This window comes from Clostridiales bacterium, from assembly GCA_018333995.1.
Classification (GTDB): domain Bacteria; phylum Actinomycetota; class Coriobacteriia; order Anaerosomatales; family SLCP01; genus JAGXSG01.
The window spans coordinates 63,421-77,191 of the sequence record JAGXSG010000002.1 but is presented as its reverse complement, the minus strand read 5'-3'; the positions used below and the strand labels follow the sequence as shown (position 1 = coordinate 77,191).

Here is a 13,771-nt window from a genome sequence, read left to right as displayed (position 1 = left end):
GCGCTTCAGAACCCTGAACTTGCGCTCGTGAAGTCCGCGGCGCCTGCCACCTATGACGCGGCCGGCGACGTCATCGCCTACACCTACACGCTCACCAACTCAGGCAACGTGACCTTGATGGGCCCGTTCACCGTCACAGACGACAAGGCCGCGACGAGCCGCGCAGACGTCCCGGGCGACCCCGACGTCCTCGCCCCCGGCGCGCAGATCACCTTCACGGCCGCCTACACCATCACGCAAGCAGACGTTGACGCAGGCTCTGTGACAAACGTCGCGCAAGGCTTCGGCGTTTTCGACGGTGAGCCGGTCGCTTCCAACCAAGACGACGAGACGGTCACAGCGCTCGCCTCGCCCGCGCTTGCGCTCGTGAAGTCGGCGGTACCTGCCACCTATGACGCGGCCGGCCAGACCATCACCTACTCCTACCGCCTGACCAACTCAGGCAACGTGACCTTGATGGGCCCCTTCACCGTTGCAGACGACAAGGCGGCCACCGCACCGGTCGGCATGGCGCCCATGGCTCTTGCGCCCGGCGCGTGGATCGACTTCACGGCCGCCTACACCATCACGCAAGCAGACGTCGACACAGGCTATGTGACCAACACCGCGCGCGGCCACGGCCACTTCGGTGAAGACGACGTCTACTCAAACTACGACGACGAGACGGTGAGGGCGCTTCAGAACCCTGAACTTGCGCTCGTGAAGTCCGCGGCGCCTGCCACCTATGACGCGGCCGGCGACGTCATCGCCTACACCTACACGCTCACCAACTCAGGCAACGTGACCTTGATGGGCCCATTCACCGTCACAGACGACAAGGCCGCGACGAGCCGCGCAGACGTCCCGGGCGACCCCGACGTCCTCGCCCCCGGCGCGCAGATCACCTTCACGGCCGCCTACACCATCACGCAAGCAGACGTTGACGCAGGCTCTGTGACAAACGTCGCGCAAGGCTTCGGCGTTTTCGACGGTGAGCCGGTCGCTTCCAACCAAGACGACGAGACGGTCACAGCGCTCCAGGCCCCGGCGATCGAGATCATCAAACTCACTAACGGCACCGACGGCGCGTACATACTCATGGGCGGCCCGATCACCTGGAGCTACCAGGTGACCAATACGGGTAACGTGACCCTTAGTAGCGTCGTCGTCACCGACGACGACCTCGGGTTGATCGGAAACATCGAAATGCTGGCTCCGGGTGCCAGCGAAACCCTGTACGCCCTTGGCGTCGCTACCGAAGGGTTCTACGAGAACGTCGGCACGGCCACAGGCCAGCCGCCGGTGGGCGACAACGTCACTGACAGCGACGATTCGAGCTACTTCGGTGGAAGCCCGGCCATCTCCGTGGAGAAATCGGTCGACTCCGACCTGGTCATCGAGGGCGAAGAAGTGACGTATACGTTTATGGTCCGCAACACGGGAAACACGACGCTCTCCAATGTGCTCGTTGAGGACGATCACCTTGGCGTCATCGCCACGATCCCCAGCCTCGCTCCGGGTGCTCTGCAGGTCTTCACCCGCACGGTGGCCATATTCGAGCCGACGACTAACATCGTCACCGCCACCGGCGTCGACGAGCTGGGCAATGAAGTCTCCGACCAAGATGTAGCGTTCGTCGATATCGACGAGTTCCTCGGATTCCCACCGGATCTTTCCGTCAAGAAGCGTGGCGATATGACGCTCGCGAAACCCGGCGACACGATCACGTACACCTTGACGGTAGGTAATGAGGGTGGCGATCCGGCGTACGACTACACGGTGACCGACACCTTCAATGCGAAGTACCTCACTGTCGTCGACGCGGCTGGTGGCGCGGTCGCCGGAAACTCGATCACATGGGAGTTTGACGGACCGCTTGCCTTTGGCGAGACGCAGACGATCGTCTACAAGCTCAAGGTAGCCGACACGATGCCTGTCGGGATTTCGGTTCTCGACAATGTGGCGGTGGTCAGCCATCCAGAAGATGACTTCGCAGAAAACGATCGGGCTAGCTGGAGCGTGCGCGTGAAGGTGGATGCGGAGGATGAGCCGTTCCTGCCGTTCACCGGCGGTGACGCGCTCTTGCTCGCGGCGTTTGCCGGCGTGGCGGCCTCGGTCGGGGCTGGGCTGCGCAGGCGTTCAAGGAGGGTCGCCTAGCCTACGCTCTGGCTACCACCACCCCGTAGGCTATAGAGCGACGCAGGGCCCCGGTGGGACGATTCCCACCGGGGCTCGGTCACTTCGGGGCATGACGCGCTACGGCGCGCCTACCCTCTGAAGTCGTTGGCGTTCGATGGCGGCACGTTCTCGCCCCAGTCAATCCTGCCGTTGTCCCGCCAGTCGATGATGTGCCATATCTCGTGGTTAATGATGCGCTCGAAGCTCACCGTGTGGTTTGGGTTGACGATTATCCGTCCCGACTTGAAGTACGCGATTGCCTGCGGGTTTCCGCGAGTGTCGCCAAACGCGATCGTTGTTCCCTGCAAGATGGGATAGGTTGCGATGTAGCGGGCAAGAATCGCCCTGGCTTGCGAGATGTCGCTTGAGCGCGGTGCGGTAGCGGACGGGCTGGCGGAGGAGACCGCCGCTGAGGTGGCCGCCGGGGCGCTTGCGGCGGATGCGTTGCTCGCGGTGCGGACGACGCGCACGCTTGGCGCGGCTACAGGCCGGGGCAGTTGCGCTTGGGCTTTGGCGACCGGCGCGGGAGTGGTGACGGCTGCCGAAGCCTGATCGGAAGTCGTCCGGACGATGGCCTTGGCCAACTGAGCGGCCGGAACCGGCGAAGCTGGCGCGAGTTGCGAGGAGAATGCCGGTGCGGCGGCCGCGAGCGCGCGGCTCTCGGTAAGCACCGACGCTGTTGCGGGTGCTGCCGCTCCCACGAGGAGAGTGGCCGCGAGCGCGATCGAAAGGAGGCGGATGGACGTGTGTGTTGCGCGGTCGTTCTTCATCTCTGCGGTCACCCCTGTACGAGCCGGTACGTACATCGACCGGGTTGCCTCCCGTCACGCAAATGGGTGGAACCCGGCCGATCAACGACCAGATCTCGTACCCGGTAGTCCGGCTGTCGTAGGAAGCGTGAGCTTCCGGTAGACCCGTGACTTTGCGAGGCACGCCTTTCGACGTGCGGTGCCTTTTTCGGGGAGTCCGTTTCGATGTACTGCTGTCAACGCTTACACTGGGTGTATCGGCACGGAGGTCCGCCGCCTGTAGTGGATTGTGTAATGTGGATCACACGAGTACCCGGGTTTCTTTCGTCCGAAGGGGAGCGAAGTGGGATCGTCCGAGGTTACCGCGGAGCGGCCGTTTACTAAAACGGCGCTGCACGCGCTCGGGAATGTATTTCTCGGCGTGGCCGCGGGGCTGCTCATGTACTACCTTGTGACCGACGCGGTAGGACGCTGGCGCCAAGCCGAGCTTCGCGACGAGCTCTCCGCGCTCGGCGCCGTGGGAGCGCCTTCGCCGGACCGGCTTGTCCCCGAGGAGCCTGTCGACGAGGCCCCGCGGTCGGTGTGGGACACGTGGCGCGCCGAAGACGTCGGGTATTGGGCCGCACTTGAGCCCGACGGCGTGTTTGGGCGCCTCGTGATCGAGAAGATGGAGCTCGACTCGGTAGTCGTGCGCGGCGTGGGCACCGAGGACCTCAAGCGAGGGCCGGGCTGGATGCCGTACACCGACATCCCCGGCCCTACCGGCAACGTTGGAATCGCTGCGCATCGCACCACATACGGAGCGCCGTTTCGCCGGCTCGATGAGCTCGTGCCCGGCGACACGGTGTATTTCTTCTCGCCGTACCGGCGGTACACGTACGTAGTGACCGAGAAGTTCACCGTCACGCCTGACCGTACCGAGGTGGTTGAGACGACGGAGGAGTCGATGCTGACGCTCTCGGCGTGCCATCCTCCGTACAGCGCACGGTATCGCCTTATCGTGCAGGCCGAGTTGACCGAGGTTCACACCATCGGACGGACCGAGGAGACCTCGGAGTAGGGAGAGTCGCAATGCGCGTCATCGTGACAGGCGGAGCCGGGTTCATAGGGTCGAACCTCGTGCATGCGATTATCGGGGAGAACGCGGTTCTCGTCATCGACGATCTGTCCACGGGACGGCCCGAAAACATTCACCCGGCAGCGGCGATGCGCACGATGGACATACTCGATGGCAGTCTCTCGACCGTGTTTGCCGAGTTCGCCCCGGAGATCGTGGTGCATCTTGCGGCGCAGTCGAGCGTGTCGGCGTCGCTTGTGGACCCTGCGCGGGACTGGGCGGTCAACGTCGAGGGAACTCGAGCGGTGTCTCGTGCGGCACGGGAGTCGGGGGTACGACTCGTTTTGTCGGCTTCATCCGCCGCGGTGTACGGGGAACCAGCTGAGCTGCCTCTCACCGAGTCCTCACCCGTCCATCCCGCCAATCCATACGGCGAATCTAAACTGGCCGCCGAGGGGGCGCTTGCCGAGGAACTAGCCGGATCGCCGTGTGACTACGCGTCACTCCGGTTCGCGAACGTGTACGGTCCGCGTCAAGACGCCACGGGCGAGGGCGGCGTGGTCGCGGCGTTTTGCTCGGCGTTGGCGGAAGGGCGCGCGCCCGTCATCCATGGGGACGGGGGCCAAACACGGGACTTCATCTTCGTGGGAGACGTCGTGTCGGCACTCATCGCGGCGATTTACTGCGAAGTCAGGCTCGGTGATGAGGCCGCGCCAGGCGGTGCCGCGTATAACATTTCCACAGGAAGTGAGGTCTCGGTGCACGCCCTCGCGGATTCGCTTCGGCCTGTCTCGGAGTTTTTGCGCCCATTCGAGTACACGCGGGAGCGCCCGGGCGACGTCCGGCGTAGCGCCCTCGACGCGTCGAGGGCGCGCGAGGCGTTTGGGTGGCATGCACGTGTCCCGCTCGACACGGGGCTTGCGGCGACGTACCGATGGTTCGCGTCGCGGTGAGCGCGGTGAGCGCTCGTGGATGAACGCGAACGGGAGTACCGGGCCAAGATCGCGTCCGAGTTGGCGCAGGCTGATAGTCTCGTCCCGGGTGCCGACCTCATCGCTTCAAGCGGGGAGTTTTTTGCCGAGGTCTTGTGCGTGAAAGGTGAGCCGGGTCCCGCTGAAGCGGCGGGTGGCGAAGCGTTGAGCGGTCCGGATGGAGAAGCTGTTGCGAAAGCGCTGTGCGCCTTAGGGTTTGATCCGTCGTGCGTCTTTGCGACGGTAGCGAGATCCGAACCGGACTCAGATCCAGGTACGGTCGCGTCGCGGATAAGGGCGCAGATAGAAGCTGTCGATCCATACGTGGTGATCGCGCTCGACCCAGTGGCGGCGCACGCGGTGAGTGCGGCGCTGTCTCTCAAGGACCTCCGGCCGGGCCGGGTGCGACGTTTGGCGGGAAGAGAGTTTCTGGCCCTCGATGGACTCGAGGCGTCACTTACCGACCAGCAACGCAAGAAGCGAGTGTGGCGCCAGATGAAGGCTTTGACTCCGAGGGGTCCGTCAATGTGACTCCGTGGAGTCAGACGTGCGTTGTCCGGGTTGTGCGACAGATCGCCCTGCGACAGATTGCCCGGATGCGGGTCACTCCTCTTCGATCTCGGTGATGGCGCCCATCGGACACTCTTCCATGCACGCGGCACATGCGGTGCACTCCTCGTCGTTCATCGCGATCGCGGTGTCTCCAACGATCTCGAGTACGTTCTCGGGGCACGCGTCGACGCAGATTCCACACGCAGAGCAGTCATCTTCTTCGATGATCGGACGGGGCATCGATCCTCCTCGGTATCCATGCACGCACGAAGCGCTTCGGGGTCTTGATTCTGCCGTACCATAGCGACCCTGTGTACACGTGTAAAGGGTTATTCGGAAGGATTCCGGTCACAAACAGAGTTTGGGGATGCCTCCGCGGGGTATATAGCTTTCGTTGCCATAAAACTTGACAACGGCACACTCAGATTTTATCATCACGAGGCGCGTCGCCCGTGTCTGTGCGGCGCACGGCAGTCAGAGCAGCCGCGCTAGCTTCGAGTGCTGGCGTATGAAGGGAGAACGGCAGATGGGCAAGGTCATAGGTATCGATCTCGGAACAACCAACTCCGCTGTCGCCGTGCTCGAGGGCGGAGAGCCGACAGTCATTATCAACGCGGAAGGCGATCGCACCACTCCGAGCGTCGTCGCATTCCGCAAAGACGGTGAGCGGGTTGTGGGCAAGGCAGCCAAGAACCAGGCGATCACCAATCCCGAGAACACCATCACCTCGATCAAGCGATTCATCGGACGCAAGTTCGAAGAGACGACTTCCGAGCGCAAGACGATTGCGTACAAGGCCGAAAAGGGCAAGGACGGCCGCTCGGTCGTCGATATCGACGGAAAGCACTTCACCCCCGAGGAGATCTCGGCGATGGTGCTGCAGAAGCTCAAGGCTGACGCGGAGGCTTACCTCGGCGAGAAGGTGACCGAGGCGGTCATCACCGTGCCCGCGTACTTTAACGACATGCAGCGCCAGGCGACCAAGGACGCGGGCAAGATCGCCGGTCTCGACGTCAAGCGCATCATCAACGAGCCTACCGCCGCAGCGCTCGCTTACGGGCTCGACAAGGGTGACGAGAATCAGACGATCCTCGTATTCGACCTTGGTGGTGGCACGTTTGACGTGTCGATCCTCGAGATCGGTGAAGGCGTGTTCGAGGTCAAGTCGACCTCGGGCGACAACCACCTTGGAGGCGACGACTGGGACCAGCGGGTCATCGATTGGCTCGCTGACAAGTTCAAGGCGGACCACGCGATTGACTTGCGTGTCGACAAGATGGCGCTGCAGCGTCTCAAGGAAGCCGCCGAGAAGGCCAAGATCGAGCTTTCCACCACGCAGACGACGCAGATCAACCTGCCCTTTGTCACGGCGGACGCAAGCGGGCCCAAGCACCTCGATTACACGCTCACGCGTGCGGAGTTTCAGAAGGTGACGAGCGACCTGCTTGATCGCTGCAAGAAGCCGGTCCAAGCGGCGATCAAGGACGCGGGCATCAAAGCGTCCGAGATCGAGCACGTCATCTTGGTTGGAGGTTCCACTCGCATGCCGGCCGTCGTCGAGATGGTCAAGTCGATCACCGGCAAGGATCCGCACAAGGGCGTGAATCCGGACGAGGTTGTCGCGGTGGGCGCTGCTATCCAGGGAGGCGTGCTTTCCGGTGACGTAAAGGACATCCTTCTCCTCGACGTGACGCCGCTTTCACTCGGCGTCGAGACCCTCGGCGGCGTGATGACCAAGATGATCGAGCGAAACACCACAATCCCCACCCGCAAGACAGAGACGTACACGACGGCGGCTGACGGCCAGACCTCGGTGGAGATTCATGTGTTGCAAGGCGAGCGAGAGATGGCGGCTGGCAATAAGACGCTCGGCAAGTTCCACCTCATGAACATTCCAGCCGCGCCACGCGGCATCCCCCAGATCGAGGTCACCTTCGATATCGACGCTAACGGGATTGTCAATGTCTCGGCAAAAGACAAGGGTACGGGTCAGGAACAGAAGATCACGATCTCGGGCACTACGGCCCTGTCCGATCAAGAGGTCGAGCGCATGGTGAGCGACGCGGAGACGCATGCGGACGAGGACCGTGTCAAGAAGGAGGCGGCCGAGGCGCGCAACACCGCCGACACGCTCGTGTACAGCACGGAAAAGACGCTCGCGGATCTTGGCGACAAGGTTCCTGAGGAGACCAAGAACACGGTCGAAGAGGCCGTCGGTGATCTCAAGAGCGCACTTGAAGGCGACGATACGGTCGCGATCAGGGAGAAGACCGAGCAGTTGCAGCAGGCTGGCTACAAGCTTGCCGAGATCGTGTACGCAGAGGCGCAAGCCGAGGCGGAGTCCGGTGGAGACGCCGATGGGACCGCTTCGGATGACGGCGAAGAGGTCGTCGAGGCTGACTACGAGGTTGTCGAAGAGAAAGGCGACAAGTAGTCATGCCGAGAAGATCACGCGATGGAAACGACTCCGGTCGCGGGGCACCCGATCCGGGGGTCCCGCGTGAATCGGCGCTCGACCCGGCGCTCGAAGCCGACCTCGGCGACGAGTTCGAACTTCGGGGTGATCGCCTGACCGCCGATCTGGAAGAGGCACGCGAGGAGGCGGCACGCCACCTGGAGACCGCCCAGCGCATCCAAGCTGAGTTCGACAACTATCGCAAGCGGATGGCGCGCGATCATGCTGAAGCCGTCAAGCGCGCGGGTGAACGTGTCGCCGAGAGCTTGCTGCCGGTCGTTGACAACCTCGAGCGCGCCCTTGCACACGTCCGGGACGGCGGAGAGGGAGCCGATCTCACGACCGGTGTGGAGATGGTCCTCGGTCAGATCCTGGACGTGCTTGCACGAGAGGGTGTGGTTCCGGTAGATCCGCGCGGAGCGGCTTTCGACGCGCTCAAGCACCAAGCGGTAGGGCAGAAGGAAGATCTTACCGCGATCGATGGCACTGTGGTCGAGGTCTACCAGAAGGGCTACGAAATGCACGGTAAGACTATCCGCGCGGCGATGGTCGTCGTGTCGACCGGGGGGCCACCCGCGGGAGGGTAGGTCATGCCAGCGACCAAGAACTACTACGACATACTCGGCGTGAAAAAGGATGCCTCGGCCGAAGAGGTCAAGAAGGCGTTTCGCCGCCTGGCACGGAAGCACCACCCTGACACTGGCGGCTCCGAAGAGAAATTCAAGGAGCTCAACGAGGCCTACGAGGTGCTCTCGGACGCAGAGAAGCGTTCGCAGTACGATCAGTACGGCGCGTATTTTGGAGGGTCGGGTGCTCCGCCGGGCGGCCCCGGTGGAGCTGGTGGCTGGCCGGGTGGCGGCGGATTTAACTACCAGCAAGTCGATCTTGGCGATCTGTTTGGCGACATTTTCGGTGGCGGCCGTTCTGAGGCGGGGGGTTTCGCCGGAGGCACGGGACGTGCGTCTGGTGTGCACCGGGGCCGCGACCTCACGTATGAAGTGACTCTCGGCTTTGATGAGGCTCTTACGGGTGTGTCGACGAGGGTCGATGTCCAGCGGGCCGAGACGTGTGCGGTCTGCAAGGGTTCTGGTGCAAAGCCGGGGACATCGCCGACCACGTGCTCCACATGTGGCGGAAGCGGCCACGTGAGCGAGGGTCAGGGCATGTTCGCTTTCTCCCGCCCGTGTCCACGCTGCCGGGGTAAGGGCACGGTCATCGAGAGTCCGTGCACAGCGTGCAAGGGCGCTGGGCGGGGGGTGCGCGTCAAACCGGTCACCGTGAATGTGCCGCCTGGCGTGACTGACGGTGGCAAACTCAGATTCAAGGGGAAGGGGGACCCCGGTGAGGCCGGGGCGCCGGCGGGCGACCTGTACGTGGTGACACACATCGAGCGGCACCCGTATTTAACGCGGGACGGTGCCGACGTGATCATGGAGTTGCCAATCACCATCACCGAGGCCGCGCTCGGCGCCCAGATCACGATCCCGGTACCCGGGGGCGGGAAAGTCAAGCTCAAGATCGCGCCCGGGACGAGTGACGGTGCGGTCCACCGTCTCAAGGGGAAGGGCGCACCACGGCTTACGGGAGCGGGACACGGCGATCTGAAGGTGAAGATGAAGGTGCTGATCCCCACTGCACTCACGGCGGAGCAAAAAGAGTTGCTGAGGCGATTCGAGTCTTCCCGATCAGAGGACGTACGTTCGCACCTTGTCTAGAGGTGTGGCACGACCAGTAAAGGACCGCTACCGAGGCCATGCGCGGTGGGCGGCCCAAGGAGGATAAAGTGGCGACCAGAGAGTGCGGCGGCAGCGAGCGACCACTCTACATGATCAGCGTCGCGGCTGAGCTCGCGGGCGTTCATCCGCAGACGCTTCGCATCTACGAGCGAAAACGGCTTGTGAGGCCACAACGCTCGGCCGGGAACACCCGCCTGTACTCCGAAGCTGACATCGAGCGATTGCGGGTGATTCAGCAGCTCACGCAAGTCGAGGGCATCAACCTCGCGGGTGTGGTGAGGATCATCGAGCTTGAGCGGCAGGTCGAGGCGATTCGCATTGAGCTGGAATCGGCGCGCCGTCATGCCGAGGAGTTCGCGCGCCACGCGGAATCACGAACCGGACCCACGACGAGCATCGTCGTAGTCCGCCGCGGCTCACTCGCTTTGAGGGAGGAGCGATGAGCCGGAGACGAGGTTTGGGTTGGTTTGTGGTCGCCTCGGCGGCGGTGTTGCTCGCAGCCGTTGCGGCTACTGCTTGGATCGGTCTATTTGGCGCAGAGCGCTGGGTTGATCGGTTGGAGCCATCGCGTACCGGGGAGTCTGGCTCGGACGGCGGCGTAGGAGCGGGGCAGGACGGTGGCGTGCCTGCTAGTGGTGAGCGGGAAGTGCCGGACGGCGGTCCAGGAGCCAGCGAGGTGCAGGCGGAACCCGGCGAAGACAGGGCGGGATCCAGCGAGGTGCCCACCTCGCTCGTGTACAGGCTTGTCGACGAGCTCACATCCGCGGGTACCGCGCCAGTGATGGGCAGAGATCTGTTTGTTGAGTACGAGGGGATGAATCGGGATGTGATAGTCATGCGCGGCGCGTTTGAGAATACGGATGCGACGGAGTTTCGCTTCGAACTGCGAGACGGCGTGTGGGTTCGTGCGGGAGGCGAGCGGGGAGTAGACGATGAGACTCGATAAGTTGACGATCAAGGCGCAAGAGGCGCTCCAGGCCGCTCACGGCATGGCAGAGGACGCGGCTTCGCAGGTCATTGAGCCGGAACACCTGCTCAAAGCGTTGCTCGACGCTGCCGAGGGCATCGTCCGCCCCATTATCGAGAAGGTGGGGGCCAATGCCGGTGCGCTTAGCGCGGAGGTGGCCTCGGCGATTGAACGTGCTCCCAAGGTGAGCGGTGCTGGACTTGCGCAAGCGGGCGTGGGGCCTCGCTTGAGCACCGTGCTCTCCTCGGCGTCAAAGCATGCCGAGAAGCTCAAAGACGCCTACGTTTCCACGGAGCATCTCGCCATCGCGCTCGCCGAGGACGCGGGCGAGGCGGGCCGCGTACTTGCGGCTGCGGGGGTCACTTCCGCTCGGCTGCTCGACGCGGTCGCGGAGCTACGCGCCGGCTCGCGCGTGACCGATTCTAACGCCGAGGCGCAGTTTCAGGCACTTGAGCGCTACAGCCAGAACCTCACCGCGAAGGCACGCGACGGCAAACTCGACCCGGTCATTGGCCGCGCCGAGGAGATTCGCCGAGTCATCCAGGTGCTTTCGCGGCGCACCAAGAACAATCCGGTGCTCATCGGCGAACCGGGAACCGGCAAGACCGCGATAGTCGAGGGGCTCGCGCAACGCATCGTCGCAGGTGACGTACCAAGCAGCCTGCGCGACAAGGATGTGGTCGTGCTTGATTTGGGGGCGATGGTCGCAGGCGCGAAGTACCGCGGCGAGTTCGAGGACCGCCTGAAAGCGGTGTTGCGCGAGATCGAGCAGGCCGAGGGACGTCTTGTCCTGTTCATCGATGAGCTCCACACGATCGTGGGAGCGGGCGCGGCTGAGGGCGCGATGGACGCGAGCAACATGCTCAAGCCCGCGCTCGCGCGAGGCGAGCTGCACGCGATCGGCGCGACGACGCTTGACGAGTACCGGAAGCATATCGAGAAGGACGCGGCGCTCGAGCGGCGTTTTCAACCGGTGTTTGTGGGCGAGCCGACCCTGGAAGACACGATCGCTATCTTGCGAGGCCTCAAAGAGAAGTACGAAGTGCATCACGGGGTGCGCATAACCGATGGCGCCATCGTGGCCGCGGCCACGCTTTCGGACCGCTACATCGCGGACCGCTTCCTGCCCGACAAGGCTATCGATCTTGTCGATGAGGCCGCGTCGCGTCTGCGCATAGAGATCGACTCGATGCCCACCGAGATCGACGCGGTTGACAGGCAGCTTAGGCAGTTGCGGATTGAAGAGGCCGCGCTCACCAAGGAAACAGATGCCGCGAGCGCTGAGCGCTTAGAGGCGCTCCGGGCCGAGATGGCCTCGCTTACCGAGAAACTCTCCGGCCTCAAAGCGCGGTGGGACTCCGAGAAGAGCGTCATCGGCGAGGTCCAGCGGCTGAAAGCTGAACTCGACGAGGCGAAGTCAGATGCCGAGCGAGCCGAGCGCGAAGGGGATTTGCAGCGGGCAGCCGAGATCAAGTACGGCCGCACGCCCGAGCTCGAGCGCGCGCTTGCCGGGGCAGACGAGCGCCTGCGTGAGCTGCACGAAGGATCGGCGATGCTCAAAGAGGAGGTCACTGACGAGGAGATCGCTGAGGTGGTCTCGGCATGGACGGGGGTGCCGGTCTCCCGCCTCATGCAGGGTGAGATGGCCAAGCTCGTGCAGCTCGAGGAGCATCTGCACGAGCGGGTCGTGGGCCAGGACGAGGCGGTCGCGGCGGTTTCCGCGGCGATACGCCGGTCACGCGCCGGACTTTCCGACCCAAACCGCCCCATCGGCTCGTTCATCTTCATGGGTCCCACTGGCGTGGGTAAGACCGAGCTCGCCCGCGCGCTCGCCGAGTTCATGTTCGATGACGAACGCTCCATGGTGCGCATCGACATGAGCGAGTACATGGAGAAGTTCAGCGTACAGCGGCTAATCGGCGCGCCTCCCGGCTACGTGGGATACGAGGAGGGCGGACAGCTCACCGAGGCGGTACGCAGACGGCCCTACAGCGTGCTGCTCTTCGATGAGATCGAAAAAGCGCATCCGGATGTGTTCAACGTGCTGCTCCAGGTGCTTGACGACGGTCGACTCACCGACGGGCAAGGCCGTGTTGTGAGCTTTAAGAACACAGTCATCATCATGACGAGCAACGTGGGCTCACACTTCATCCAGGAGTTCGCGCGTGCGGGCACCGATGAAGCGACGATGAAAAACGCGGTAGAAGAGGCGCTCCGTCAGACCTTTAGACCAGAGTTCCTCAACCGTATCGACGACATAGTACTCTTCCACTCGCTTTCCATGGAGCAGATCGCAGACATCGTCGAGATCCAGCTCGCCAAGGTGCGCGAGCGCCTTGTCGAGCGGGGTGTGGAACTCGAGATCGCACCGGCGGCGGTGGAGCGAATCGTGCTCGACGGGTTCGATCCCGTCTTCGGCGCGCGGCCGCTCAAGCGTGTCATCCAGCGGGAGGTCGTCGACCGCGTTGCGAAAGCTCTCATCGAGGGTAAGGTACTCGATGGAGCGACCGTCACGGTCGACGTGATCGAGGGGGAGATCGGGCTGAGGTAAGGGCGCACTCGCGTAGGTGCGACCGACGGCACGCCGCTCGTTCGCCATGACGTCGGCGGGCCGGGACACAACGGAGGTGATGTGACCATGGCGATCATGCGTTGGGACCCGTTCGGAGAGATGCTGCGCATGCAGCGGGATATGGACCGCATCTTCTCGCGGATCGGCAGTGCCGAGGGCCGGGGCGAGACCGCTTCGACCGTCGCGTGGATGCCCAAGATTGATGTGAAGTCCAAGGGCGATGACATCGTGGTGCGCGCCGAGCTACCGGGCATCGATCCGGCCGCGGTCGACATCGAGGTCACTGATGGCGTGCTCACCATCAAGGGCGAGCGCAAGGCAGAAGATGAGCGAGAGGGCGAGGGCTGGCTCATCCGCGAGTCGAGTCACGGCACCTTCGAGCGCTCGATGGTCTTGCCGGAAGGTGTTTCGGCCGAAGACATCAAGGCCGAGTATGTTGACGGCATCCTCGAGGTGCACGTGCCCAAGGCGCTTGAGGCGGCAAGGCCGAAGACCACCAAGATCGCGATCGGAAGCGGCGAGTAGCTCGCGAGCACAGACGCGGTGCTAACAACG

Annotated in this window: 13 protein-coding genes and 1 riboswitch; of the genes, 11 read left to right on the top strand and 2 right to left on the bottom strand. The window is 63.5% G+C overall.

Translation table 11 applies throughout. From position 1 onward, the window contains the following. Positions 1-2,136, top strand: a 2,136-nt coding sequence (locus KGZ40_00700) for a DUF11 domain-containing protein (protein ID MBS3956042.1), incomplete at its 5' end; no start/stop codon positions are given. A 110-nt stretch (positions 2,137-2,246) separates the two neighbouring features. Here the strand turns inward: KGZ40_00700 and KGZ40_00695 are convergent. Continuing rightward, positions 2,247-2,927 carry a hypothetical protein gene (locus KGZ40_00695; protein MBS3956041.1) on the bottom strand — a complete coding sequence of 227 codons (681 nt, stop codon included), beginning with the start codon at positions 2,925-2,927 and terminating at the stop codon, positions 2,247-2,249. 100 nt (positions 2,928-3,027) lie between these two features. Further along, a riboswitch (cyclic di-GMP riboswitch) is annotated at positions 3,028-3,120 on the bottom strand. 129 nt (positions 3,121-3,249) lie between these two features. On the opposite strand from KGZ40_00695, the gene KGZ40_00690 reads away from it, so the two are divergent. From KGZ40_00690 to KGZ40_00680, 3 genes are read left to right on the top strand one after another with little or no spacing between them, the layout of a single operon-like run. Next, positions 3,250-3,966, top strand: coding sequence for a class E sortase (locus tag KGZ40_00690; protein ID MBS3956040.1), 717 nt, complete (start codon positions 3,250-3,252; stop codon positions 3,964-3,966). 11 nt (positions 3,967-3,977) lie between these two features. After that, positions 3,978-4,916: an NAD-dependent epimerase/dehydratase family protein gene (locus KGZ40_00685; protein ID MBS3956039.1), complete on the top strand. Its 939-nt coding sequence runs from the start codon at positions 3,978-3,980 to the stop codon at positions 4,914-4,916. A gap of 15 nt (positions 4,917-4,931) precedes the next feature. Then, positions 4,932-5,465 carry a hypothetical protein gene (locus KGZ40_00680; GenBank protein MBS3956038.1) on the top strand — a complete coding sequence of 178 codons (534 nt, stop codon included), beginning with the start codon at positions 4,932-4,934 and terminating at the stop codon, positions 5,463-5,465. 72 nt (positions 5,466-5,537) lie between these two features. On the opposite strand, the gene KGZ40_00675 is transcribed toward KGZ40_00680, so the two are convergent. After that, a complete protein-coding gene (locus tag KGZ40_00675) occupies positions 5,538-5,726 on the bottom strand; it encodes a 4Fe-4S binding protein (protein MBS3956037.1) in 189 nt (62 codons plus the stop codon). 286 nt (positions 5,727-6,012) lie between these two features. Between KGZ40_00675 and dnaK the strand changes: the two genes are divergently transcribed. The 7 genes from dnaK to KGZ40_00640 all read left to right on the top strand — a co-directional run bounded on the left by dnaK (position 6,013) and on the right by KGZ40_00640 (position 13,741). Then, positions 6,013-7,920, top strand: a complete 1,908-nt coding sequence (dnaK, locus tag KGZ40_00670; GenBank protein MBS3956036.1) for a molecular chaperone DnaK — start codon at positions 6,013-6,015, stop codon at positions 7,918-7,920. A 2-nt stretch (positions 7,921-7,922) separates the two neighbouring features. Beyond that, positions 7,923-8,528, top strand: coding sequence for a nucleotide exchange factor GrpE (locus KGZ40_00665; GenBank protein ID MBS3956035.1), 606 nt, complete (start codon positions 7,923-7,925; stop codon positions 8,526-8,528). A 3-nt stretch (positions 8,529-8,531) separates the two neighbouring features. Then, positions 8,532-9,656: a J domain-containing protein gene (locus KGZ40_00660; GenBank protein ID MBS3956034.1), complete on the top strand. Its 1,125-nt coding sequence runs from the start codon at positions 8,532-8,534 to the stop codon at positions 9,654-9,656. A 38-nt stretch (positions 9,657-9,694) separates the two neighbouring features. Continuing rightward, the gene (locus KGZ40_00655) at positions 9,695-10,120 is read left to right on the top strand and encodes a helix-turn-helix transcriptional regulator (GenBank protein MBS3956033.1); all 426 of its coding nucleotides are present in this window, start codon (positions 9,695-9,697) and stop codon (positions 10,118-10,120) included. Next, positions 10,117-10,623 carry a hypothetical protein gene (locus KGZ40_00650; GenBank protein ID MBS3956032.1) on the top strand — a complete coding sequence of 169 codons (507 nt, stop codon included), beginning with the start codon at positions 10,117-10,119 and terminating at the stop codon, positions 10,621-10,623. The genes KGZ40_00655 and KGZ40_00650 overlap by 4 nt, the downstream gene beginning before the upstream one ends. Further along, on the top strand, positions 10,610-13,195 hold the full coding sequence (clpB, locus tag KGZ40_00645; GenBank protein MBS3956031.1) for an ATP-dependent chaperone ClpB: 2,586 nt from the start codon (positions 10,610-10,612) through the stop codon (positions 13,193-13,195). The genes KGZ40_00650 and clpB overlap by 14 nt, the downstream gene beginning before the upstream one ends. Positions 13,196-13,282: 87 nt before the next feature. Beyond that, positions 13,283-13,741, top strand: coding sequence for an Hsp20/alpha crystallin family protein (locus tag KGZ40_00640; GenBank protein MBS3956030.1), 459 nt, complete (start codon positions 13,283-13,285; stop codon positions 13,739-13,741). Positions 13,742-13,771 lie beyond the last annotated feature (30 nt).

What these genes read in the sequence shown, in the direction of transcription:
- KGZ40_00695 (MBS3956041.1), bottom strand. Translation starts at nt 2,927, where the DNA reads ATGAAGAACGACCGCGCAACACACACGTCCATCCGCCTCCTTTCGATC.
- KGZ40_00685 (MBS3956039.1), top strand. Translation starts at nt 3,978, where the DNA reads ATGCGCGTCATCGTGACAGGCGGAGCCGGGTTCATAGGGTCGAACCTC.
- KGZ40_00675 (MBS3956037.1), bottom strand. Translation starts at nt 5,726, where the DNA reads ATGCCCCGTCCGATCATCGAAGAAGATGACTGCTCTGCGTGTGGAATC.
- dnaK (MBS3956036.1), top strand. Translation starts at nt 6,013, where the DNA reads ATGGGCAAGGTCATAGGTATCGATCTCGGAACAACCAACTCCGCTGTC.
- KGZ40_00665 (MBS3956035.1), top strand. Translation starts at nt 7,923, where the DNA reads ATGCCGAGAAGATCACGCGATGGAAACGACTCCGGTCGCGGGGCACCC.
- KGZ40_00660 (MBS3956034.1), top strand. Translation starts at nt 8,532, where the DNA reads ATGCCAGCGACCAAGAACTACTACGACATACTCGGCGTGAAAAAGGAT.
- KGZ40_00655 (MBS3956033.1), top strand. Translation starts at nt 9,695, where the DNA reads ATGCGCGGTGGGCGGCCCAAGGAGGATAAAGTGGCGACCAGAGAGTGC.
- KGZ40_00650 (MBS3956032.1), top strand. Translation starts at nt 10,117, where the DNA reads ATGAGCCGGAGACGAGGTTTGGGTTGGTTTGTGGTCGCCTCGGCGGCG.
- clpB (MBS3956031.1), top strand. Translation starts at nt 10,610, where the DNA reads ATGAGACTCGATAAGTTGACGATCAAGGCGCAAGAGGCGCTCCAGGCC.
- KGZ40_00640 (MBS3956030.1), top strand. Translation starts at nt 13,283, where the DNA reads ATGGCGATCATGCGTTGGGACCCGTTCGGAGAGATGCTGCGCATGCAG.